The sequence below is a fragment of the Gemmobacter lutimaris genome, from assembly GCF_003570715.1.
Classification (GTDB): Bacteria; Pseudomonadota; Alphaproteobacteria; order Rhodobacterales; family Rhodobacteraceae; genus Gemmobacter; species Gemmobacter lutimaris.
Genome location: NZ_QXXQ01000002.1, coordinates 566951 through 590046, shown reverse-complemented (window position 1 = coordinate 590046; position 23096 = coordinate 566951). Strand labels below are relative to the sequence as shown.

At 64.3% G+C, this 23096-nt stretch carries 27 protein-coding genes; 19 read left to right on the top strand and 8 right to left on the bottom strand.

What is annotated here, in order from left to right:
* Position 1 precedes the first annotated feature (1 nt).
* Positions 2–550, bottom strand: coding sequence for a TlpA family protein disulfide reductase (locus D2N39_RS06145; RefSeq protein ID WP_119133856.1), 549 nt, complete (start codon positions 548–550; stop codon positions 2–4).
* A 26-nt stretch (positions 551–576) separates the two neighbouring features.
* Here D2N39_RS06145 and argH point away from each other — a divergent pair, with 26 nt between their 5' ends.
* The 6 genes from argH (at position 577) to D2N39_RS06115 (ending at position 6516) form a co-directional block, all read left to right on the top strand.
* Positions 577–2001 carry an argininosuccinate lyase gene (gene argH / locus D2N39_RS06140; protein WP_119133855.1) on the top strand — a complete coding sequence of 475 codons (1425 nt, stop codon included), beginning with the start codon at positions 577–579 and terminating at the stop codon, positions 1999–2001.
* Positions 2002–2067: 66 nt separating this feature from the next.
* Complete coding sequence (locus D2N39_RS06135) at positions 2068–2220, top strand: argininosuccinate lyase (RefSeq protein WP_119133984.1); 153 nt, start codon at positions 2068–2070, stop codon at positions 2218–2220.
* Positions 2217–2438, top strand: coding sequence for a hypothetical protein (locus D2N39_RS06130; RefSeq protein ID WP_119133854.1), 222 nt, complete (start codon positions 2217–2219; stop codon positions 2436–2438). The genes D2N39_RS06135 and D2N39_RS06130 overlap by 4 nt, the downstream gene beginning before the upstream one ends.
* Entirely contained in the window at positions 2438–2716 is a 279-nt protein-coding gene (locus D2N39_RS06125; RefSeq protein WP_119133853.1) for a DUF2834 domain-containing protein, read from the top strand. Before D2N39_RS06130 ends, D2N39_RS06125 begins: the two co-directional genes overlap by 1 nt.
* 61 nt (positions 2717–2777) lie before the next feature.
* Entirely contained in the window at positions 2778–4043 is a 1266-nt protein-coding gene (lysA, locus tag D2N39_RS06120) for a diaminopimelate decarboxylase (protein WP_119133852.1), read from the top strand.
* Positions 4044–4071: 28 nt separating this feature from the next.
* Complete coding sequence (locus D2N39_RS06115) at positions 4072–6516, top strand: DUF4175 domain-containing protein (protein ID WP_119133851.1); 2445 nt, start codon at positions 4072–4074, stop codon at positions 6514–6516.
* Between the two features lie 9 nt (positions 6517–6525).
* Here the strand turns inward: D2N39_RS06115 and D2N39_RS06110 are convergent, their stop codons facing one another.
* Positions 6526–7377, bottom strand: a complete 852-nt coding sequence (locus D2N39_RS06110; protein ID WP_158589781.1) for a zinc-ribbon domain-containing protein — start codon at positions 7375–7377, stop codon at positions 6526–6528.
* Between the two features lie 171 nt (positions 7378–7548).
* Between D2N39_RS06110 and D2N39_RS06105 the strand changes: the two genes are divergently transcribed.
* From D2N39_RS06105 to D2N39_RS06085, 5 genes are read left to right on the top strand one after another with little or no spacing between them, the layout of a single operon-like run.
* Positions 7549–8220, top strand: a complete 672-nt coding sequence (locus tag D2N39_RS06105; protein WP_119133983.1) for a cell division ATP-binding protein FtsE — start codon at positions 7549–7551, stop codon at positions 8218–8220.
* Positions 8220–9119: a cell division protein FtsX gene (locus D2N39_RS06100; protein ID WP_119133849.1), complete on the top strand. Its 900-nt coding sequence runs from the start codon at positions 8220–8222 to the stop codon at positions 9117–9119. Before D2N39_RS06105 ends, D2N39_RS06100 begins: the two co-directional genes overlap by 1 nt.
* Positions 9120–9857 carry a lysophospholipid acyltransferase family protein gene (locus D2N39_RS06095; protein WP_233557061.1) on the top strand — a complete coding sequence of 246 codons (738 nt, stop codon included), beginning with the start codon at positions 9120–9122 and terminating at the stop codon, positions 9855–9857. It abuts the gene before it with no gap.
* Positions 9857–10186 carry a TfoX/Sxy family protein gene (locus D2N39_RS06090; RefSeq protein ID WP_119133848.1) on the top strand — a complete coding sequence of 110 codons (330 nt, stop codon included), beginning with the start codon at positions 9857–9859 and terminating at the stop codon, positions 10184–10186. Before D2N39_RS06095 ends, D2N39_RS06090 begins: the two co-directional genes overlap by 1 nt.
* Positions 10186–10791 (top strand): pyridoxamine 5'-phosphate oxidase family protein, encoded by a 606-nt coding sequence (locus D2N39_RS06085; RefSeq protein WP_119133847.1) that lies wholly within the window; start codon positions 10186–10188, stop codon positions 10789–10791. The genes D2N39_RS06090 and D2N39_RS06085 overlap by 1 nt, the downstream gene beginning before the upstream one ends.
* A 3-nt stretch (positions 10792–10794) precedes the next feature.
* Here the strand turns inward: D2N39_RS06085 and D2N39_RS06080 are convergent, their stop codons facing one another.
* A complete protein-coding gene (locus D2N39_RS06080; protein WP_119133846.1) occupies positions 10795–11847 on the bottom strand; it encodes a Hint domain-containing protein in 1053 nt (350 codons plus the stop codon).
* Between the two features lie 106 nt (positions 11848–11953).
* The gene (locus D2N39_RS06075; protein ID WP_119133845.1) at positions 11954–12913 is read right to left on the bottom strand and encodes an acetyl-CoA carboxylase carboxyltransferase subunit alpha; all 960 of its coding nucleotides are present in this window, start codon (positions 12911–12913) and stop codon (positions 11954–11956) included.
* 116 nt (positions 12914–13029) lie between these two features.
* Here D2N39_RS06075 and D2N39_RS06070 point away from each other — a divergent pair, with 116 nt between their 5' ends.
* On the top strand, positions 13030–13545 hold the full coding sequence (locus tag D2N39_RS06070; RefSeq protein ID WP_119133844.1) for an AraC family transcriptional regulator: 516 nt from the start codon (positions 13030–13032) through the stop codon (positions 13543–13545).
* A gap of 142 nt (positions 13546–13687) precedes the next feature.
* On the opposite strand, the gene D2N39_RS06065 is transcribed toward D2N39_RS06070, so the two are convergent.
* Positions 13688–14647 (bottom strand): L-malyl-CoA/beta-methylmalyl-CoA lyase, encoded by a 960-nt coding sequence (locus D2N39_RS06065; RefSeq protein ID WP_119133843.1) that lies wholly within the window; start codon positions 14645–14647, stop codon positions 13688–13690.
* Positions 14648–14837: 190 nt separating this feature from the next.
* On the opposite strand from D2N39_RS06065, the gene D2N39_RS06060 reads away from it, so the two are divergent.
* Positions 14838–15698, top strand: coding sequence for a D-amino-acid transaminase (locus tag D2N39_RS06060; protein WP_119133981.1), 861 nt, complete (start codon positions 14838–14840; stop codon positions 15696–15698).
* An 18-nt stretch (positions 15699–15716) separates the two neighbouring features.
* Here the strand turns inward: D2N39_RS06060 and D2N39_RS22810 are convergent, their stop codons facing one another.
* On the bottom strand, positions 15717–15869 hold the full coding sequence (locus D2N39_RS22810; RefSeq protein ID WP_158589780.1) for a hypothetical protein: 153 nt from the start codon (positions 15867–15869) through the stop codon (positions 15717–15719).
* 117 nt (positions 15870–15986) lie between these two features.
* Positions 15987–16724, bottom strand: coding sequence for an N-formylglutamate amidohydrolase (locus tag D2N39_RS06055; RefSeq protein ID WP_119133842.1), 738 nt, complete (start codon positions 16722–16724; stop codon positions 15987–15989).
* Between the two features lie 212 nt (positions 16725–16936).
* On the opposite strand from D2N39_RS06055, the gene pyk reads away from it, so the two are divergent.
* The 6 genes from pyk to pheS all read left to right on the top strand — a co-directional run bounded on the left by pyk (position 16937) and on the right by pheS (position 22109).
* Positions 16937–18382 carry a pyruvate kinase gene (gene pyk, locus D2N39_RS06050; RefSeq protein ID WP_119133841.1) on the top strand — a complete coding sequence of 482 codons (1446 nt, stop codon included), beginning with the start codon at positions 16937–16939 and terminating at the stop codon, positions 18380–18382.
* Between the two features lie 28 nt (positions 18383–18410).
* Positions 18411–18635: a hypothetical protein gene (locus D2N39_RS06045; RefSeq protein WP_119133840.1), complete on the top strand. Its 225-nt coding sequence runs from the start codon at positions 18411–18413 to the stop codon at positions 18633–18635.
* A 109-nt stretch (positions 18636–18744) separates the two neighbouring features.
* Complete coding sequence (gene rpmI, locus D2N39_RS06040) at positions 18745–18945, top strand: 50S ribosomal protein L35 (protein ID WP_054300875.1); 201 nt, start codon at positions 18745–18747, stop codon at positions 18943–18945.
* Between the two features lie 12 nt (positions 18946–18957).
* Complete coding sequence (rplT, locus tag D2N39_RS06035; RefSeq protein WP_054300751.1) at positions 18958–19320, top strand: 50S ribosomal protein L20; 363 nt, start codon at positions 18958–18960, stop codon at positions 19318–19320.
* A gap of 203 nt (positions 19321–19523) precedes the next feature.
* Positions 19524–20939 (top strand): alanine/glycine:cation symporter family protein, encoded by a 1416-nt coding sequence (locus D2N39_RS06030; protein WP_119133839.1) that lies wholly within the window; start codon positions 19524–19526, stop codon positions 20937–20939.
* Positions 20940–21029: 90 nt separating this feature from the next.
* Positions 21030–22109, top strand: a complete 1080-nt coding sequence (gene pheS, locus D2N39_RS06025; protein ID WP_119133838.1) for a phenylalanine--tRNA ligase subunit alpha — start codon at positions 21030–21032, stop codon at positions 22107–22109.
* A 36-nt stretch (positions 22110–22145) separates the two neighbouring features.
* Here pheS and D2N39_RS06020 read toward each other — a convergent pair whose 3' ends face one another.
* Positions 22146–23060, bottom strand: a complete 915-nt coding sequence (locus D2N39_RS06020; RefSeq protein WP_119133837.1) for a calcium-binding protein — start codon at positions 23058–23060, stop codon at positions 22146–22148.
* Between the last annotated feature and the right edge of the window lie 36 nt (positions 23061–23096).

Below are 23096 nucleotides of genomic sequence, written 5' to 3'. Positions count from 1 at the left end.
CTCAGCGCATCAGCGCCTCAAGCACGGCGCGCGCCTCGGCGCTGTTCCAGTCGGCATCACCGATCAGGCGGCCGACCTCTGCGCCCTCGGGGTTTAGGATCAGCGTCACGGGCAGGCCCGCGATACCGACATTGCGGGCCAGCGCCGATTTCGGATCGCGCAGCGCGGTCAGATGAGTGACGCCCGCCTCCTCGAAAAACTCCTCGATGGCGGGCACGGCATTGCGGCCGGTGGCGACGGTCACCACCTCGAACTCCGGCCCGCCCAGCGCCTGTTGCAACGCGCCAAGCGAGGGCATTTCATGTCGGCAAGGCGGGCACCAGGTGGCCCAGAAGTTCACCACAGTCCACTTGCCGCGAAACTCGGACAGCGCACGCGGGCTGTCATCCAGCCCGACCAACCCGATTTCGGGCAGTTCCTGCGCCTCGGCGAAGTTCAGCTTTTTCATGTCGCCGTCGCGCAGGGCATCGGCGGCGGCGAGGTCAGCCGCAGCCGGGTTTGCACCGAACAGCAAGGCCGTATAAAGGACGGCGGCACGGACAGGCAGCATTTTCCCTCCACAAAGGCAGGCCCAGAATGAGCGCAGACGACAAGACCCAGACCGCCGCAAACGCCCCGGATACGGCGAATGCCATGTGGGGCGGTCGCTTCAGCAGCGGGCCGGATGCCATCATGCAGGCGATCAACGCCTCCATCGGGTTCGACCAGCGGCTTTACGGCCAGGACATTGCCGGTTCGCGCGCCCATGCCGCGATGCTGGCGGCGCAGGGCATTCTTACGGATAAAGACGCCGAGGCGATCCGGGAAGGGCTGCTCACGGTCTTGTCAGAGATCGAAGCCGGAAATTTCACCTTCAAGGTCGAACATGAGGACATCCACATGTCGGTCGAGGCCCGCCTGACCGAAATCGTGGGCGAGGCCGGCAAGCGGCTGCACACGGCGCGGTCGCGCAACGATCAGGTGGCCGTCGATTTCCGGCTGTGGGTCCGCGACCAGTGCGATGCGGCGATTGCCGGGCTGACCGCGCTGATGAAAGCCTTCCTGTCGCAGGCGGAAGCAGGCGCCGTCTGGATCATGCCGGGCTTCACCCATCTGCAAACCGCGCAGCCGGTGACCTGGGGGCATCACATGCTGGCCTATGTGGAAATGCTGGCGCGTGACCGCTCGCGCTTTGAAGATGCGCGGCGGCGGATGAACGAATGCCCGCTGGGCGCGGCCGCGCTGGCCGGAACCTCCTTCCCCATCGACCGCCATGCCACGGCGGCCGCCTTGGGCTTTGACCGGCCGACGGCCAACAGCCTCGACTCGGTCAGCGACCGCGACTTCGCGCTGGAGTTCCTGTCGGCCTCGGCGATCTGCGCCATGCACCTGAGCCGCTTTGCTGAAGAGCTGGTGATCTGGTCCTCGGCCCAGTTCCGTTTCGTGAAGCTGTCGGACAAGTGGACGACCGGCTCGTCCATCATGCCGCAGAAGAAGAACCCCGACGCGGCGGAACTGCTGCGCGCGAAACTCGGGCGTATCCTTGGCGCAACAGTGGCGCTGTTCACCGTGATGAAGGGCCTGCCGCTGACCTATTCCAAGGACATGCAGGAAGACAAGGAACAGGTGTTTGACGCCGCAGACACGCTGATGCTGGGTCTGGCTGCGATGACCGGCATGGTCAGCGACATGCAGGCGATGACCGAAAACCTGCGTGCCGCCGCCGCCTCGGGCTTCTCTACCGCGACCGATCTGGCCGACTGGCTGGTCCGCGAACTGGGTCTTCCGTTCCGCGAAGCGCATCATGTGACCGGCACGCTGGTCGCCATGGCCGAGAAGAAGGGCTGCGATCTGCCCGAACTGACCATGGCAGAGATGCAATCCGTTCACGGCGGCATAAACCAAAGTGTATATTCGGTGCTGGGCGTCGAGAATTCCGTGAACTCCCGGCAGTCATATGGCGGAACATCGCCGGTTCAGGTGCGCGAACAGATCGCGCGATGGCAGGGGCTGTTGCGCTGACGCTCGCCGCCTGATTGCCTGCGGCCCATGTGCCGCGACAGGCGGCGGAAAGTCATGGAGACGAAAATGACGAATGCAGGCAAAGGGTTGATCGGGCTGGCGCTAGCCGCGCTTCTGGCGGGGTGCGGTGCTGATGGCCCGCCGCGCACTCCGGAGGCGCAAACCGGGGTCACCATTTCCGGCGATGCGCGGGTCGGCATGACCTACGAAAACCCATGATCCGGCTGGAGGCGCTTGCCGGTCTGATCGTGCTGGCCGCCTGCGCCGCCCCGGTGGCAGAGCCGCAGACCAATGTGAACGTCCATGCCACGCCTGCGGGCGTGGCAGTCACACCATCGGTCAGCACCCGCATCGGCGCGGCACGGGTCGGCGTCACACCGCATGGCGCAAGGATCGGCACCCGCATCGGCGGCATCGGAATCGGGATTGGCCTCTGATGTCGGCGCTGCGGCTTCTCTATCTGGCACTGGCGCTGGCGGGGGCGCTGCATCCGCTGTCGCTCCTTCTGGCCCATGGCCTGCCCGCCGCAGTGGCGCGGTTCTCCGGCCCGTCCGAGACGTTGATCACCGCTATCGCGCTCGGCCTCTGGGCGATTGCGGAAACATGGGTGCGTCGTAACTGGCTGGCGCTGATCACCCTGCCGGTGACCTTTCTGCTTGGCCCCGGCTGCGGGCTGCCGCTGTACCTGTTCCTCCGCACCGCGCCGGTGCGGTGACCGTTGATTGCGAAGCTGGCGGGTTCTGATATAGCCGGGACGACCGTTTCAGGAGGCGCGCTTGGATCACTTCATCTATCGTAACGGAACCCTGCACGCCGAGGATGTGCCGCTGACCGAAATCGCAGCCACGGTCGGCACGCCGTTCTACTGCTATTCCGCCGCCACGCTGACCCGGCATTACCAGCTTTTCAAACAGGCACTGGACCCGCTGCCAAACATGGTCTGCTTTGCCATCAAATCCTTGTCCAATGTCGCTGTGCTGAAGCTGCTGGGCGATCTGGGCGCGGGGATGGATGTGGTTTCCATCGGTGAATATCTGCGGGCGAAGGCCGCAGGGGTTCCCGGCGACCGCATCGTGTTCTCGGGCGTCGGCAAGACGCGCGCGGAAATGCGACTCGCGCTGGAAGGCGGCATCCGCCAGTTCAACCTTGAAAGCGAACCCGAGATGCGGGCGCTGTCCGAGGTCGCGGCCTCGATGGGCCTGCGCGCGCCGGTCACCGTGCGGGTGAACCCGGATGTGGATGCCAAAACCCACGAAAAGATCGCCACCGGCAAAAGCGAAAACAAGTTCGGCATCCCGATCGCCCGCGCACGCGAAGTCTATGCCGAAATCGCCCGTCTGCCGGGGCTGGAGATCGTAGGCATCGACGTCCATATCGGCAGCCAACTGACCGAGCTTGACCCCTTCGGGCAGGCATTTGACAAGGTGGCCGACCTGACTGCCGCGCTGCGGGCTGACGGGCACACGATCCGCCGCCTCGATCTGGGCGGGGGGCTGGGCATCCCCTATACCCGCTCGAACGAGGCGCCGCCGCTGCCTCTGGATTACGGCGCGCTGATCAAGGAAAAGCTGGGCCATCTGGGCTGCGAGATCGAGATTGAACCCGGACGGCTGATTTCCGGCAATTCCGGCGTTCTGGTGTCGCAGGTGATCTATGTGAAACACGGCGAGGGCCGCGATTTCCTGATCCTTGACGCTGCGATGAATGATCTGGTCCGCCCTGCGATGTATGGCGCGCACCATGATATTGTCGCGGTGGCCGAACCTGCCCCCGCCACGCCGACCCAACCTTTCGATATCGTAGGGCCGATCTGCGAAACCGGCGACACTTTCGCCAAGGCGCGCGATCTTCCGCTGCTGGCAGAAGGCGATCTGGTGGCCTTCCGCTCGGCCGGGGCCTATGGCGCGGTCATGGCCAACGAATACAACTCGCGCCCCCTTGTGCCCGAGGTGCTGGTGCGCGACGATCACTTCGCTGTCATCCGGGAACGCCCGAGCTATGACGATATGCTGAGCCGCGATAAGCTGCCATCCTGGCTGTGACTTCGCAGCCCAAACCGTGACGGAGGCAATGCAGGCGAAACCCGCGCCCGAGCTGTTCCACCGTATCCGTTGGCCGCTTCGGCTGACGTGGGCGGGGCTTTGGGCCGAACGCCTGTCACGCGCCTTCTGGCCGTTGTGGACTGTTGCGCTGCTGGTTCTGGCGGCGCTGACCTTCGGGCTTCAGGATATTTTGCCGCTGGAAGCGGCCTGGACCGGGCTTGTTGCTGCCTGTCTTGGTGCCGGTTGGGCGCTGTGGCGCGGGCTGCGCCGCTTTCACGCCCCCCGACGGGCCGAGGCGCTGGCGCGGCTGGATGCCTCCCTGCCCGGACAGCCGATTTCGGCGCTGACCGACGAACAGGCGGTGGGCGGCACTGATCCGGCTTCGGTCGCGGTCTGGCAGGCGCATCGCGCCCGCATGGCCGCCCGCGCTGCCACCGCTCGCCCTGTGCGCCCCGATCTGCGGCTGGCCGAACGTGACCCCTTCGGGCTGCGCTACATGGCGCTGACCGCCATGGTGATGGCGCTGCTGTTCGGGTCGATCTGGCGGGTGGCCAGCGTGTCCGGCCTCGCCCCCGGTGCCGCCGAGGCGATGATGGCCGGCCCCTCGTGGGAGGGCTGGGCCCAGCCGCCGCTTTATACCGGAAAGCCTGCGCTTTACCTGAACGATGTCCCGGCCGGGCCACTGGACCTGCCGCAGGGCAGCAAGGTGCAGATCCGGCTCTATGGCGATATCGGCGCGCTGACGCTGGATGAAACCGTGTCGGGCAGCACCCGGCCCGATGCCGCCTCGGACCCGGCGCAAAGCTTTGAGGTGATGCAAAGTGGCGCCATTGCCATCAGTGGGCGGGGCGGGCGCGAATGGAAAGTGGCAGTGCGCCCCGATACCGCACCGTCCGTGAAGGTCACCGGCACGGTCACACGGGAACGCGACGGCAAGATGCGCCTGCCCTTCGCGGCAGAGGATGATTACGGCATCGCGTCCGGCAACGTCAGCGCCACGCTGGATCTGCCGCAGGTAGACCGCCGCTATGGCCTTGCGACAGAGCCAGAGCCGCGTGCGCCCCTGACGCTGGACCTGCCGCTGCCGATCAGTGGCAACCGCGCCGCATTCGAGGATGCGCTGGTCGAGGACATCTCGGAACATCCCTTCGCAAATATGCCGGTGCAGGTGCGGCTTGCAGTCACCGATGCGCGCGGCCAGACCGGCCAGACCAAGCCACTGTCGATGGTGCTGCCCGGCAAACGCTTCTTCGACCCGCTGGCCGCCGCCATCATCGAAATGCGGCGCGATCTGCTGTGGAACCGCACGAATGCCCCCCGTACGGCACAGATCTTCCGCGCCATGACCCATCAGCCCGAGGGCCTGATCCGCGATGAAAAGACTTTCGAGCGGCTGAAAACGGCCATGGTCAAGCTGGATGCAAATGCCGCTTCGCTGACACCGGAATTGCGCGACGAACTGGCGAAAGAGCTTTGGGAAATTGCACTTCTGGTCGAGGAAGGTGATCTGGCCTCGGCCCGTGCCCGGCTGGAACGGGCGCAGGACCGGCTGAATGAGGCGATCCGCAACGGCGCCGATCCGGCCGAGATTCAGGAATTGATGGAAGAACTGCGCGCGGCGACGCAGGATTATGTGCGCATGCTGGCCGAACGTGCCCAGCGCAACCCGGATGGCCAGCAGGCCGAAAATCAGGAGCGCATGCAGATCACCGGCAACCAGATTCAGGAAATGATGGATGAAATCCAGCGCCTGATCGAGGAAGGCAAGATGGCCGAAGCCGCGCAGGCCATGGCAATGTTGCAGCAGTTGCTGGAAAACTTGCAGATCACCGAAGGGGGCGGGGGCGACGATGGCTTTTCGGTGCCCGGCATGGGTGCGCTTCAGGAAACGCTGCGCGACCAACAGGATCTGTCGGACGAATCCTTCCGCCAGTTGCAGCAGGGTGATGAGGGCGAAGGCAGCCAGAGCGAAGGCGGCAGTCTGGCCGAACGTCAGCGCGAATTGCGTGAACGGCTGGATGGGCTGGGCAACCGCCAGCTTCCCGGCGAGGGCAGCGAGAAGGGGCAAGAGGGCCGCCAGTCGCTGAACGAAGCCGAACGCTCGATGGACGAGGCCGAGCGCGCACTGCGCGAGGGTGATCTGTCGGGCGCACTGGACCGACAGGCCGAGGCGATGGACGGGCTGCGACAGGGCATGCGCGCGCTGGACGAGGCCGCCCGCGCGGCACGCCGCGCGGATCAGGGCGAACAGCAACCGGGCGGCAACGCGCAACCCGGCCGGTCGCGCGATCCGCTGGGCCGTGAAACCGGCGACACCGGCCGCGCGATCGGGTCTGACCGCAACATGGCACAGGGGCAGGATGTCTACCGTCGCGCGCAGGATCTGCTGGACGAAATCCGTCGCCGCGCAGGTGAACAGCAACGCGCTGAAAACGAACGCGGTTATCTGAAGCGTCTGCTGGAACTGTTCTGAGACCGGGCCTCAGCCCTGCAAGGCCGCAATGGCGCTTTGCATCAACCCGTCAAGCCATAGCCGCGCCGCATTCACCGCCCCGACATACGCTGCCATGGGTTCGGCAAGCGCGGGGATCTGCTGCCCCACCTTCGGCGCAAGGACATAAGCCGCAGCCAGACCGACAGCGATCAAGAGCATCAGCGCAAAGCCCGTGCGGAAGCTGCTGCCGCGCGCCTGCGCGGCTGGTGAGGGTAAATCCCCTGCCCCGTCACGTTCGCTGGAGGGACGCAGGGTGGAGTTGATTTCCTCGATGTCCGGCAGAAGATCACGCCCCTTGCCCGACCGGGCAGTGACGGCCTCGATTTCGGCTTCGTCCTGCGGCTCGTCCTCGATCCCCTTCAGCCGGGCAATGCGCCGGGCTGCGGGGGTTGCCACCGCGCCCACTGTCTCAAGCCCGAGGTCGCCCTGCACCTCCAGCGCACGCGGTTCCTCGCGGGCACGGGCCTGCGTTTCACGCTCGGCCTCCTCGCGCAGCACGGCCATCAGGCTTTCGTCCAGCCCGCTGCGCCGCACAGGGGCAACGGCAGGCGCCGGGGCCGGATCGGGTTCGGCCTCAACAATGGCCTCGGGCTCGGGCTCGGGTGCCTGAGGCTCGGGTTCAGATGGCGGCTCGGGTTCCGGCTCCGGCGCAACGGCCGGTTCCGGCACCATAACGGACGCATTCAAAGCCTCGGCCTCTTCGCGCGCCTCGATGATGGACGCATGTTCCTGAAACCAGGCATGACCGCAATTCGAACATTGCACATCGCGGCCCTCGGTCGGGATCGCATCTTCCGCGACCTCGTACTGGGCATCACAATTCGGGCAAATCAGCCGCATCCTGTCCCGCTCCCGCCCGCCTTCCCGGCGTGTTACTGGTTCCGTTGTAGCAACGATATGTTGCTTGTCCAACCCCAAGTCAGACAGGATTTTCCGCAAGGCAACGCGCATGTGGTTGAATCCGCCGCGCCGCTGGGCGAATGTGCGCGCCGTGCGGCAATGGGGCATCCGGTGATTTCCTTCGAGAACGTGGCCTACAGTTACGGCGGGGGCGAACTGCTCTCGGATATGACGCTCCGGCTGGCGCCGGGGTCTTTCCATTTTCTGACGGGCCCGTCGGGCGCCGGCAAATCGACCTTCCTGAAGCTGTGCTATGCCGAACTGCTGCCAACCGCAGGTCATGTGAGCCTGTTCGACCGTGAGGTCCGCAGCCTTGGCCGTGATGATGTCGCCCATATGCGCCGACGTGTCGGGGTGGTGCATCAGGATTGCCAGTTCCTCGATCATCTGCCACTCGCTGCCAATGTCACCCTGCCGCTGACCGTGTCACAGCGCGAGATCGACGGCGGCGATCTGGGCGATCTGCTGGCCTGGGTCGGGTTGAAACATCTGGCCGATGCCCTGCCCCCCTCGCTGTCGGGCGGCGAGCGTCAGCGGGCCGCGCTGGCCCGCGCCATCATCACCGATCCCGAAGTCATTCTGGCGGACGAACCGACCGGGAACCTCGACTGGGAAATGTCGCTGCGCCTTCTGACCCTGCTGGTCGAGCTCAACCGGATGGGCAAGACCATCGTGGTGGCCACCCATGACCTGAACCTGATCCGGCAGGCCAAGGCCCAGATCGCGGCGCGCGTACTGCGCATCAGCAACCGACGGCTGCAACTGGCGGGGGCGGATCTGTGATGGCACGCGATTTCCTGCCCCAGCTTCTGCGCCGCGACCGGCAATCTGACCGGGTGGTGCCACGGTCTGGCCACACCGCATGGCTGACCTCGTTCACGGCAGGCGCCATGACCTTTCTCGCGGTCTTCGCGCTGGCCCTTTCGATGGCGGCCGGGCGTATGGCCGACCGCTGGTCCGATGCCCTTGCCCGCACTGCGACGGTGCGAATCTCTGCCCCAGCCGACCAGATCGAGATGCAGACCCGCGCCGTTCTGGATGTTCTGGCCACCACGCCCGGCGTAGAAAGCGCCCGCGCACTGAGCGACGAGGAACAGCGCAAGCTGCTGGAACCGTGGTTCGGCCCCGATCTGCCGGTGGACAGCCTGCCCCTGCCCCGGCTGGTCGAACTGACCGAGGATTCCGCCGGCTACGATGCCGACGGCCTGCGTCAGCGCCTGCTGGCCGAAGCGCCGGGCGCGGTGCTGGACGATCACACCCGCTGGCGTCGGCCGCTGGCAGTGGCAGCCGGGCGTCTGCGGCTGCTGGGTCTGGTGTCGATCCTGCTGATCGGGGGCACCATGGCGGGCATGATCACGCTGGCCGCCCATGCCGCACTGGCCGCCAATGCGCAGGTGATCCGCGTGCTGCGTCTGGTGGGGGCGCGTGACAGCTATATCGCCCGCGCCTTCGTGCGCCGCTTTACCCTGCGGGCGCTGGCCGGATCGGCCGTTGGCGCGCTTTTGGGGATGATCGGCATCGCCGTCCTGCCCTCGGCCGATACGGCGGGCGGCTTTCTGACCGGCCTCGGCTTTACCGGCTGGGGCTGGCTGCTGCCCGCCGCCCTGCCCCTGCTGGCTGCTGTCGTCGCCTTCACCGCCACCCGCTTCGCCGCCTTCTCGCGCCTCAAGGAGCTGACCTGAATGCTGCGCCGCATCCTGCCCCTGCAATGGCTGTTGTCACTGATCTTCAGCATCCAGATGTATCTGGCGATGTTTGTCATCGGCATTGTCCTGCTGATCCCGTCGCTGATCGACCGCCGCTATGCCCACACCGCCTGCCGTAGTTTCTGCCTCTGGGTGCGGTTCAGCCTCCGGCTTCTGACCGGGCTGAAAACCGAGGTGCGCGGCCCTGTCCCGCAAGCAGAGGCACTGATCGCCGCGAAACATCAGAGCTTTCTGGACATCATCCTGATCTTCGGCGCCGTCCCGCGTGGCAAGTTCATCATGAAACGCGAACTGGTCTGGGCACCAGTTCTGGGCTGGTATGCGCTGCGTATCGGATGTGTGCCGGTGAACCGTGGCAAGCGCGGGGCTGCGATCCTCAAGATGATGGCCGATGTGAAATCGGGCACCAGCCTGCCGGGCCAGTTGATCATCTACCCGCAGGGCACCCGCGTCGCGCCGGGCGTGAAGGCCCCTTACAAGGTGGGTTCGGCGCTGCTTTATGCACAGTTGGGTCAGGATTGCGTGCCGGTGGGCACCAATGTCGGCCTGTTCTGGCCCAAGCGCGGTGTCTTGCGCAAACCCGGCACCGCCGTGGTGGAGTTTCTGCCCGCAATCGCGCCCGGCCTTGGCAATGGCGAGTTCATGACAAGGCTGGAGCGCGAGGTCGAAGCTTCCTCCAACGCGCTGATGGCCGAGGCGCGGGGCGCCGTGTGATGGCAACGCAGGCCGCGACCATCGAGCATATCCTCGATACGCTTTCGGTGCTGCCGCTGACCAGCCGCAAGATGTTCGGCGAATATGCACTGTATCTTGATGGACGGACTGTGGCCTTTATCTGCGACGACACGCTGTTCATCAAGCCCACCTCCGGCGCGCTGGCCGTGCTGCCCGAGGCGGAACGCGGTCCAGCCTATCCGGGCAGCAAGGATTACATCATCGGTTCCGAGGCATTGGACGATCCCGAGCTTTGCGCGCGCGCCCTGCGGGCCGCGTGGGCAGATACGCCAGAGCCGAAACCCAAAAAGCCGCGCAAGAGGTCGTAATGACATGGGTTGAGGATCTAGACGCGCTGCATGCGCTTTATGGCACGCCGGGCGAGGCCGCGCGGATCAAGGTCACGCCCCGCCTGACACCCGCCTACCGCGCGCATGTCGAACGGGCGCGGTTCTGCGTGTTGACCACCGTAGGACCGGAAGGGACCGATGGCAGCCCGCGCGGCGACGCGGGGTCGGTGGTGCGCATCGCCGATGACAGGACGCTGCTGCTGCCCGACTGGAAGGGAAATGAGCGGATCGACTCTTTGCGCAATATCGTGCGGGACGGACGGGTCAGCCTTCTGTTCCTTGTGGCGGGCAGCACCACGGCACTGCGCGTGAATGGCACCGCCCGATTGAGTGCCGCAACGGATCTGTGCGCCAGCTTCTCCCGCGATGGCAAGGTGCCGCGCACAGTCATCGTCATCAGGATTTCCGAGGTCTATTCGCAATGCGCGCGTGCCCTGATCCGTGCGGGCCTCTGGACTGCTGGCGATCAATCGGCGGGCCTGCCCAGTGTGGGCGACATGCTGCGCGAAATCACCGAAGGCCGGTTCGACGGCGCAGCCTATGATGCCGAATGGCCCGGCCGGGCCGCGAACACCATGTGGTAGCGGTCAGGCGGCAAGCACCAGCGCTTCGCGCGCTGAAAGAACAGGACGCGCCGTGTCTATGGCAGACGTGCCATGGCGGAGTTGCGGGAAGAACCGCAAGATTTCGTCCTGTGCGGCCTGTTCAACCCCGCCCAGTGACAGGCCCGTGGGTAGAAAGCTTTCGGTGAGACAGCCATCCACCTCGACGATTTCGTGACGATCGAACAGGAAGTGCACATAGGTCACGGCCAGTTCCGGGGCATCAATCCGGATACAATCGCCATCAACCAGTGCCTTGGCTGGCACAAGAACCTCGCTTTCACCAAAGTAAAGCTGACTGCGCCAGTCTTGCAGACACATGCGATGCTGCTGTGAAACCCGGACCCTGCGGGCAGGCTGCCCCGCGCCGAGGCTTCCAGGTTCAAAGACCACCGGGCGCAACGCGGGATCGGCGAGTTGCTGCGCCAGGCTGATCCTGCGGCGGCCGCTCCAGCGAACGGTCTGCAAACCGTGATCGACAGTCCAGAGCCGCATGCCGGGCTGGACCTCCTCGACCCGGAGTGGCCCGTGCTCGGCGCGAATAAGGCTCCCCGCGACGAAACAGACCAGCAGAGACACATTGTCCAGCACCGCCCCGAGGCTATCATCCGCCCCCGAGGCGGCCTCGGTAAAGCGGATGATGTAGTTCCCGGCACTGGGGAAGGTGACGGTGTAGCTTTGGTTGATCCATGTGGTCGAGGTTGGCGAGATGGTCTGGGACAGGATCGGGGTGCCGGTGGTCGCATTGACAATCTGCACGGTATAGGCGCCGGAAGACGGATTGCCGGTCAGCGCCGAGCGCAGGGCCGTGTCAAAGCTAAAGGTGCCGGTCTGACCGTCGCGGGCGACAGTGACGGTCTGTTGCAGCACGGTGCGATACCCGCTCCGGCCATCCATTTCGGTGACGGTTCCGGCCGACGGGTTTGAACCGCCGGACACGCCGTAGGATGTATAGGGATTAAGTTCGATGTCCGTGCCGGACCAGTTGGCGCTTCCAGCCGAAAAATTCCCGTTCAGGATAAGCTGATTGGGGGCCATGAACCATTACCTTCCGTCCGATACACCTAGACGAAAAGACTGGATCATGGCCGTGGCAGCAGTCGGTCGCAAATGCGGCCATCCTGCGGCAACCACGCGGATGTGATCAGGCCGCGAGGCCTTTCGACCCCATCCTGAGGAATTTCTGGCGCCGGTCGCGCACCAGATCCGTCCGCGACTTGCCCGAAAGTTCCTTCAACATCATCTCGACCGCCTTGCCGACGGCGTCGATGGCTTCTTTCTTGCCACGCTGTGCACCACCCAGCGGTTCCTTGATGATGCGGTCAATAACGCCAAGCTTTTGCAGATCCTGCGCTGTCAGGCGCAGCGCCTCGGCAGCCTCGCGCATTTTCTCGGCGTCCTTCCACAGGATCGAAGCGCAGCCCTCGGGCGAGATTACCGAATAGACGGCATGTTCCAGCATGGCGATCCGGTCAGCCGTGGCAAAGGCCACCGCCCCGCCCGAGCCGCCCTCACCAATGATGACAGACACCAGCGGCACACCGATTTGCAGGCATTTTTCGGTCGAGCGGGCAATCGCCTCGGACTGGCCACGTTCTTCCGCGCCCTTGCCCGGATAGGCGCCGGGTGTATCGACCAGCGTGATGACAGGCAGGTTGAAACGGTCGGCCATATCCATCAGCCGCACCGCCTTGCGATAGCCTTCGGGGCGGGCCATGCCGAAATTATGCTCGATCCGCGACTTGGTATCGTTGCCTTTTTCGTGCCCGATCACCACGACAGGCGCATCGTTGAACCGCGCGAGGCCACCCATGATGGCATGGTCATCCGCAAAGTTCCGGTCGCCGGCCAGCGGTGTGTATTCGGTGAACAGCGCGTCGATGTAGTCGCTGCAATGCGGGCGGTCTGGATGACGTGCGACCAGGCATTTGCGCCAGGGCGTCAGATCCTTGTAAAGGTCTTTCAGAAGCTGCTCGGCCTTGCGGTCAAGCGCGGCGGCCTCTTTCTCGACATCCATCTTCTCGTTCTGCCGGGCGAGGGCGCGCAGCTCCTCGGCCTTGCCTTCGATCTCCGCAAGGGGCTTCTCGAATTCGAGATAGGTCATGACACTCTCCGCACTGCGATTGCGGCTTATATGCAGGCGACGCGCAGGAATTGCAACTTGACTGAGGCTCGGGCAGCCGAAACCCTGCGCCAAACCGCCGCCGAACGGAGGAAGGCATGACATTCACCGTGGACATCCGCGCGATCCCCGAAACCCGGATCGCTGCCCTGCCTTACAAGGGCCCTTACAATCAGGTCGGGCCGCTGTTCCGTCAGGCCGCCGATCTGGTCAGCGTCAGCGGGCTTTGGCCAATGGTTCAGGCGGCCGCGATGATCGGTTATGACAATCCACGCGTCACGGCGCCCGAAGCCTGCCGCGCCCATGCGGGCTTTGTGGTGGCGCCGGGCTTCCCCATCCATCCCCCGTTCGACGAAGTGCTCTACCCCGCCGGCCGTCATGCGGTCGTGCTGGTGAAGGGCCCTTACACCAACCTGCCCGAAGCCTATCGCTGGCTGGCCGACGACTGGTATCCCGCCTCCGGTGAGAAACACGCCGGGAGAGTAGCTTATGAGGTCTATCTGAACGATCCGTCCGAGGTGGCCGAGGAAGATCTGTTGACCGAGGTGCGGCTGCCGCTTGCCGGTCAGGCGAGCACCTGCGGCGCCCCGAAACGGCAAGACCCCGCGATGTGATCGCGGGGTCTGCTCCTCCCGTGATGCCGCCGGGGGCCTCCTCTCCCCGCTGGCGGCGCGGGTATCGCTTCGGTGAGCGATGAATTGTTAATCTTTCGTGAAGCCAGACTGCGACCAAAGGCAGCAGCTTGTCAACGATTCATCACGATGCCGCGATAATGTCTGCCTGACGCACGATCACCTCGGCCTGACGCATCGAGGCGATGTCAACCAGACGGCCCTTGTAGACGGCAGCACCCTGCCCTGCGGCCTTGGCCTCTTCCATCGCGGCAAGAATTTCGCGTGCTTCGGTCACGGCCTGTTCCGACGGGGTGAATACCTCATTGGCCAGCGCGACCTGTTTGGGGTGGATCGCCCATTTGCCAACCATGCCCAGCGTGGCCGAGCGGCGCGCTTGCGCACGGAAGCCCTCATCATCGCTGAAATCGCCGAAGGGGCCGTCGACCGGCAAGATGCCATGGGTGCGGCAGGCGGCAACGATGGCGGTCTGAGCCCAGTGCCACGGGTCCGACCAGTATTTCGCGCCGTCCCGATACATGTAATAGTTTTCCTGCGTGCCACCGATGCCGGTGGTCTGCATCCCCATCGAGGCCGCGAAATCGGCCGCGCCAAGGCTCATGGCCTGCAGGCGCGGCGAGGAAGCGGCGATTTCCTCGACATGGGCGATGCCAGCGGCGGTTTCGATAATGACCTCAAGGCTGATCGGCTTGGTGCGGCCCATGTTGCGTTCGATGGCTGTCACCAGCGCATCCACCGCATAGACATCGGCGGCGCAGCCTACCTTGGGGATCATGATCTGGTCGATCCGGTCGCCTGCGCCTTCCAGCACCTCGACCACATCGCGATACCAGAACGGCGTATCCAGACCGTTGATGCGGACCGAGAGGTATTTCTTGCCCCAGTCGATCGTGTTGATCGCCTCGATGATATTCTTGCGCGCCTGCGGTTTGTCAGCGGGCGCGACCGAGTCTTCCAGATCAAGATTGATCACATCCGCCGCCGAGGCCGCCATCTTTTCAAACAGGGCAGGACGCGAGCCGGGCCCGAACAGCTGGCAACGGTTCGGACGGGCGGGGGCGGCAGGCTGGATGCGGAAGCTCATGGGCGCCTCTTGGCAAGTAAATTTCAGGGATGTCGATGGATTGGTTAGATTGTTGCGCAACAAATGGCAAGTCCGATTTGCGTATGCAGCATTGCGTGTGCGGCATGGCGGCGAGGATGAATGCTTGACCTGCCGTTTCTTCTGCCGCACACCGCAGGGGGTTCCGGGCAAGATTCAAAGGAAATTCAAGATGAGCCGCACCGTCTATGTGAACGGGGACTACCTGCCGGAAGAAGAGGCGAAGGTTTCGGTCTTTGACCGTGGCTTCCTGATGGCCGATGGCGTTTATGAGGTGACCAGCGTGCTGAATGGCAAGCTGATCGACTTCGACGGCCATTGCAAACGTCTGGCCCGCAGCCTGACCGAGCTGGAAATGACCAACCCGCATTCCAATGCCGAATGGCTGGCCATCCACCGCGAACTGGTGGCGCGGAACGGCATCGACGAGGGCATGGTTTATCTGCAGGTCACGCGCGGCAATCCGGGCGACCGCGATTTCGCCTATCCGCCCGCCGATACCGCCCCGACCGTCGTTCTGTTCACGCAGGCCAAGCCCGGTCTGGCCGATAGCCCGGCGGCAAAGACCGGCTGGCGCGTGATCTCGGTGCCCGACATCCGCTGGCACCGCCGCGATATCAAAACGGTGCAACTCCTCTATCCCTCGATGGCCAAGATGGCCGCCAAGAAAGCGGGCGTGGATGACGCCTGGCTGGTCGAGGACGGGTTCGTGACCGAAGGCACCTCGAACAACGCCTATATCGTGAAGGGCAACAAGATCATCACCCGCGCGTTGTCTTCCGACATCCTGCACGGCATCACCCGCGCCGCCGTGCTGCGTTTCGCCAAGGAAGCGCAAATGGAGGTCGAGGAACGTAATTTCACCATCGACGAGGCGCAGAAGGCCGACGAGGCGTTCATCACCTCGGCCTCGGCCTTCGTGATGCCGGTCGTGGAAATCGACGGCGCGGCTGTTGGCACCGGCGCGGTTGGCCGCGTGGCCACCCGGATGCGCGAAATCTATCTGGACGAGATGCGCAAGGCTGCCGTCTGACCCCCGCGCGGCGCGGCCTCAGCCCCGCGCCGCATCCAGCAGGTCGCCATCGGTGGCCTGCTCTTCCTCTTCGGTTCTGGTTTCGTCATCGTCTGAACCGGAGTGATGGCCCGCAAAGCTCATCCCCACAAGGGCGAGCGGCAGTGTCAGCAACATTCCAAGCAGTTCCATGGCAAGACTCCGGTTCAGTGCCCCACTCTGACGTCCCGCCCCGGTTTCGTCAAACTTTCGCCAGATTTATGGGGCGAACGGGAAACACCACCGGATCAGACGCCGGATTGTCCCCGGTCAAAGCCCCGAAAGCACCTGAGACAGAATCGGTGCAAGCCGCGCGGCCCAGTATTCCTGTGCTTCGGTTGTCCCGATCAGATCGTTGCGCAGTTCGATCAGCGTATTGTGCCGCCCCGGCTGCAAGGCATGGCGGTCAACCGAGTCACCGGGCAGATGACCGGAATAGGGCTCATTGTCGCCGATGCACAGATCCGGTTCCGCCTTCAGGAGGTCGATCAACGGCCGCGACAGCCGGTCATCCAGATGGCTGTAAAGCACGCCCACCTGCCACGGGCGCGGTGACATGCCCCGCAGACAGGGGGTGAAGCTGTGGATCGCCAGCAACACCGTATCGTCGCGCCGCGCGGCCAGTGCCTCCAGCGCGTCGTGATAGGGGCGATACAGCGTCTCCAGCCGACGCTCGACTTCTGCTGCATCAACGGGACGGTTGGCGGGAATGATGGTGCCGTCATACAGCTTCATCACCAGCGTCGGGTCATCCTCGCCCCGGTTCGGGTCGATCACCAGACGCGAGAAATCGGAACAGATCACCGGGCTGTCCAGCGCCACACCCAGCGCCCGTGCCAGCCCCGCCGCGCCCACGTCATAGGCGATATGGCGGGCCATATCCTCGGCTGCGATGCCCAGATTACCGCCGCCAATGTCATCCGGCACCTGGTTCGTCGCATGGTCGCAGGTAATCAGCCAACGACCGGGCCGTGTAGCGCCTTCAATGGAATAGGGTTGCACTGTCATTCTCGCGTCATCCAGTAACGTCATTTCCATTAGGGGATTGGCCCGTAAAAGGGAATGGCGAAGCGGTTTCGGCGCCTTTTCCCTTGCCGCAGGGCAATGTTAACGCTAACATATGCAGCATTGCCCGAAGGCTGGAATTCGGCCATAAGGAACGCGGCCCGACGCAAACGACCGCCGCCGAGACGCGCGCGAAGAACCAAGGACGTGCTGGAATGAGACGCATGCGCAATGTCAAGATCGTGGCCACGCTGGGCCCGGCCTCGTCGGATTACGAAACCATCCGCAAGCTGTTTGAGGCGGGCGCCGATGTGTTCCGCCTGAACATGAGCCATGGCGCGCATGAGGACATCCGTGCCCGGCATCAGATCATCCGCCAGATCGAGGCCGATACCGGCCGCCCCATCGCCATCCTCGCCGATCTTCAAGGACCGAAACTGCGCGTCGGCACTTTCGCCAATGACGCCGAGGAACTGGTGGAAGGCGCAAGCTTCCGTCTGGACCTGAACGATGCGCCGGGCGATGCGACCCGTGTGCAACTGCCCCATCCCGAGATTTTTGCGGCGCTGGAACCCGGCTCCTCCCTTCTGGTCAATGACGGCAAGATCCGCCTGAAGGTCGAGGCCTGCGGCAAGGATTTTGCCGATTGCACCGTGACGGTGGGCGGCACGATTTCCAACCGCAAGGGCGTGAACGTGCCCGATGTTGTGCTGCCGCTGGCCGCGCTGTCGCAAAAAGACCGCAAGGATCTGGAATTCGTCTGCGAACTGGGCGTGGACTGGCTGGCGCTCAGCTTCGTGCAACGCCCCGAGGATGTGATCGAGGCGCGCGCACTGGCCAATGGCCGCGCCGCCATTCTGGCCAAGATCGAAAAACCTGCCGCCGTGCAGGTTTATGACGCGATTCTCGCAGTGGCCGACGGCATCATGGTGGCGCGCGGCGATCTGGGTGTGGAACTGCCGGTCCATGCCGTGCCGCCGATCCAGAAACGCCTGATCCGCAAGGCCCGCGCCGCTGCCAAGCCGGTGATCGTGGCGACGCAGATGCTCGAATCCATGATCGAAAGCCCGGTGCCCACGCGGGCCGAGGTGTCGGACGTGGCAACCGCGATCTATGAAGGCACCGATGCCATCATGCTGTCGGCCGAAAGCGCCGCCGGGAACTACCCGATCGAGGCAGTGACGACGATGAACAACGTCGCCATCAGCGTGGAAAGCGACAGCACCTACCGCGACGTGATCGAGGCCAGCCGCAAGGTGGTGCGCACCTCGGTCGCGGACGGCATCGTCGCCGCCGCGCGCGAGATTGCCGAATCCGCCGACATCAAGGCGATCTGCTGTTTCAGCCAGTCGGGCACCACTGTCAGTCTCGTCGCGCGCGAACGCCCGCGCGTGCCGATCATCGGCCTGACGCCGCTTGTCGGCACCGCGCGCCGTCTTTGCCTGACCTGGGGTGCCCATTGCGTGATCACCGAAGAGCAGGATCGCTTCAAGGGGGCTGTGATCTCGGCCGTTCGCGCTGCGCGCGAGCAGGGCTTTGCCACCGAGAAGGAACATATCGTCGTGACTGCCGGCGTGCCGTTCAATGTCACCGGAACGACCAATATTCTGCGTGTCGCGCCCTGTGATGAACGGTTGATTCACCGCGCCGAGGCCGAGTAATCTGACGGGATAACCCGGAGGTGGCCGCGTGAATCCCGATCTGTTCCTTGTTGTTGGTATCGTGCTTGCGGTTCTGGCCGTCCCGGCAGTGATTTCCGCCCTCACCGATGGCCGCGCCCCGCGCGCGGCCTCGATCATCGTGTTGATCGCCGGTGTCCTAATCGTCTTTGCCTTTACCAAGAAGCCCGGCGGCTACGAGGTGCGCGACATTCCGAACGCCTTTTACCGGGTGATCGGCCAGTTCCGGCACTGACCCACTTGCACTTTTCCCGGACGGGCCCTATATGGCCCGCTCTATCCCCGCGCGGCCGGCCGGTGTGGCATTGCCGAGTCGCGCGTTCACCCTCAACGAGGAGATGGAAATGCCCAAGATGAAGACCAAATCGGCGGCCAAGAAGCGCTTCAGCTTCACCGCCTCGGGCCGCGTCAAGGCCGGTGTGGCGGGCAAGCGCCACGGCATGATCAAACGCTCGACGAAGTTCATCCGCGATGCATCCGGGACCATGATCCTGTGCGACGCCGATGAGAAGATCGTCAAGAAATACATGCCGTATAACCGCTAAGGAGCGCCAGATATGTCCCGCGTCAAATCCGGCAAGGTCACCCACGCCCGTCACCGCAAGGTCATCAAGGCTGCGAAGGGTTACTACGCCGCCCGTTCGACCAACTTCCGCACCGCAACTCAGGCCGTTGACAAGGCCAACCAGTATGCGACCCGCGACCGCAAGGCCCGCAAGCGCAACTTCCGCGCCCTGTGGATCCAGCGCATCAACGCCGCTGTGCGTCTGTATGACATCGAGATGACCTATTCGCGCTTCATCAACGGTCTGGCGAAAGCCGGGATCGAGGTTGACCGCAAGGTTCTGGCCGATCTGGCCGTGCACGAGCCGGAGGCGTTCAACGCCATCGCCGCACAAGCCAAGGCCGCTCTGGCCTGATCAGTTTCAGCACTGCTGAATATAGGCCCCCGCCGGGTTCCGGCGGGGGCTTTTTCATGTTTATCGCCAGAAAACACCGCTGCATCGCACGGCCAGATGGCGAAAACCCTTTGCCAGTTTCAGCCAAAGGGTGCATCCCGGTAATGAGAGAGCAAGGTGACGCCGCGCTGGCCCCGTGGCGCAAGAGTGAAAGGACAGTTCGCATGACAGCAATCATCGGGTTTCTGAACACAGTCTTCTGGGGCTATGTGCTGATCTACGGCCTTCTGGCCGTTGGCGCGTTTTTCACCGTGCGGTTGGGCTTCCTCCAGTTCCGCCATTTCGCCGAGATGTTCCGCTGCGTGTTGGGATCGGGTGCGACGGACCGCGACGGGATCTCGCCGTTTCAGGCGCTGACCGTCAGCCTCGCCTCGCGGGTGGGCACCGGCAATATCGCCGGCGTCGCTGTGGCGCTTTACCTTGGCGGCCCCGGTGCGATCTTCTGGATGTGGATGGTGGCGCTGGTCGGCATGGCGACAGCCTATGCCGAAAGCACGCTGGCGCAACTCTACAAGACCCACGGGGCCGAGGGCGGCATCTATCGCGGCGGCCCGGCCTTCTATATCTCGCGCGGGCTTGGGCTGCCCTGGCTGGGTGCCATCTTCTCGGTCTGCCTGATCATCTCGTTCGGGCTGGTGTTCAATGCGGTGCAGGCCAATTCCATCGCTGATGCCTTTGCGGGGGCTTTCGGCGTGCCGAAACTGGCCAGCGGGCTCGTCATCGCGGCACTGACCGGGGTGGTGATCTTCGGCGGCGTGCGTCAGATCGCCCGCGTGGCGGAAATCGTGGTTCCCTTCATGGCAGGCGTCTATCTGCTGCTGGCCATCGTCGTGCTGGTCATGAACATCGGGGCAGTTCCCGGCGTTCTGGGCCAGATCATCGGCAGCGCCTTCGGCTTTGGCGCAGCGGCGGGTGGCGTAGCGGGTGGCATTGCCGCCGCCGCGATGAACGGCATCAAGCGCGGCCTGTTCTCGAACGAGGCGGGCATGGGCTCGGCCCCGAATATCGCGGCCACCGCCAGCCCGGCGCCGCACCACCCCTCCAGTCAGGGGTTCGTGCAGGCGCTGGGTGTCTTCATCGACACGCTGCTGGTCTGCACCGCGACGGCCGTGATGATCCTGCTGTCCGGCGTGCTGGATCCGACGAATGGCGTGACCGGCACGGCCCTGACGCAGGCCGCCCTGACCCATCACTTCGGCGGCTTCGGCGCGATCTTCGTGGCGGTGGCGATCTTCTTCTTCGCTTTCACCTCGATCATCGGCAACTACGCCTATTGTGAAAGCGCGATGGAGTTTCTGGGTCTGGGCCACAAGGGCGCCCTGACCGGCCTGCGCGGGCTGGTGCTGATCATGGTGATCTGGGGGGCGCTTCAGGCGGTCGCCACGGTGTTCGATTTCGCCGATGCCTCGATGGGGCTGATGGCAACAATCAACCTGATCGCCATTGTCGCCCTGTCGGGCGTGGTGGCAACGCTGACCCGCGACTACCTTGCCCAGCGCAAGGCCGGGCAGGAACCGCGCTTCCATATTGCCGCGCATCCGGGCCTCGCCCGCGGGGTGGAGCCGGAAATCTGGAAGTGACACGATATTGCAGGGGCGGGGCACAACGCCTCGCCCTTGCAAATCCGCCCCTGCCCCGCTAGCACGATGCCGCAAGAAGCGGAGGCGGACATGGACCTGAGCGAACTTCGTGGCAAGTATATCGAGGCAGTCGCCGGTGCCGCCGACGAGACCGCGCTGGAAGAGGTGCGGCTGGCTGCCCTTGGCAAGAAGGGCGAGATCTCGGCGCTGATGGCGACGCTGGGCAAGATGGACCCGGAAGAGCGCAAAAGCTCCGGCGCCGCGCTGAACGTGCTGAAGACCGAGATTGATGCCGCGCTGCGTGCCCGCAAGTCGGCGCTGTCGGATGCGGCACTGGACGAACGGCTGAAGGCCGAATGGCTGGATGTCACCCTGCCCGGCCGCCCGCGCCGCACCGGCACCATTCACCCGGTCAGCCAGGTGATGGACGAGTTGACCGCGATCTTCGCCGACATGGGTTTTTCCGTCGCCGAAGGGCCACAGGTTGAAAGCGACTGGTATAACTTCGACGCGCTGAACATCCCGCCCGAGCATCCCGCCCGGCAGGAGCATGATACCTTCTTCATGCACCGTGCCGAGGGCGACAACCGCCCGCCGCATGTGCTGCGCACCCATACTTCGCCGGTGCAGATCCGCGCCATGATGGATCAGGGCGCCCCGATCCGCGTCATCGCGCCGGGCCGCGTCTACCGGATGGACATGGACCAGACCCACACCCCGATGTTCCATCAGGTCGAGGGGCTGGCGATCGACCGTGACATCTCGATGGCGAACCTGAAATGGGTGCTGGAGGAATTCTGCCGCGCCTTCTTCGAGGTCGACAAGGTCGAGCTGCGTTTCCGCGCCAGCCACTTCCCCTTCACCGAACCTTCGGCCGAGGTGGACATCCGTTATTCCAATGTCGGCGGTCAGCTGAAGATCGGCGAAGGCGACAAGTGGATGGAGATTCTGGGTTCCGGCATGGTGCATCCCAAGGTGCTGGCCGCCGCCGGTGTAAACCCGGACGAATGGCAGGGCTTCGCCTTCGGCATGGGGATCGACCGTATTGCCATGCTGAAATACGGCATCCCCGACCTGCGCGCCTTCTTCGAGGCCGATCTGCGCTGGCTTCGCCACTACGGCTTTGCCGCGCTGGACCTGCCGGACCTGCCAAGTGGCCTCAGCCGCTGACCCAAGGGCGTCTGCGGGCGCCCTTTTCCTTTGTGGTCAGATGATCTGGAAGTGATCGGCTGTCAGACGGGTGCCATCGGTCAGTTCGGCGACAATGATCTTGCCACCGCTGCCAGACCCGTCCGCATCATACCAGAGCCGCCCGCTGCTGCGGTGATAGATCAGGTGATCGTCGGCATCGCGCGCCCGGAAACCGAATGTCAGCATATCCTCCGGCAGTTCACCCGCGATCAGGCGGAAAGCGCGGAAGATATTGTTATCCAGCAGGATCGTGTCACGCGCGCTCTGGAAATCGCTGATCACATCGAAGTTCGCGCGGCCTGCACGGGTATCGAAGACGAACTGATCCGATCCTGCGCCCCCGATCAGCGTATCATGTCCGGCCCCACCCGCCAGCGCATCATTGCCGCCGCCGCCCAGAACACGGTCGCGGCCCGTGCCCCCAACCAGGTTGTCACTTCCAGCCTGGCCCAGCAGTGTATCGTTGCCCGCGTCGCCATAGACCCGGTCATTGCCGCCGCGCCCTTCAACCCGGTCATTGCCGCCGCCTGCAATCAGGGCATCGCGGCCATTGCCAGCAAGGATCTGGTCATTGCCCGCAAGAAGCTGATTCACCGCCTCGGCCGACTCGTCATTGATCAGGTGATCGGCAAACTGGGCCGCGGGAATGTCGAGCCCGGTCAACCGCAGCACCGAATCGCCATCGACCTTCCAGGTGACGGCGTTGACCCGCCCCGCCGTAACCCCAGCGAGGGTCGCCCCAAGAAAGACATAGGCAAGGCCGCTACCGGAAAAGGTAAGTGAATCCGCCCCGGAATCATACAATGTCAGCGCTGTTGCGCCGGCGTTGACGAAGTCATAGTCGAAAACCTGTTCGGAGAAGCTTGAACGCACCTCGAACATATCGAAAACGGGGACGGCTGAATTGGGGGTAAATACGAGTCGCGCCATGATGCCCTCCTGAAAATGTCGGGGCGAATAGTCGCG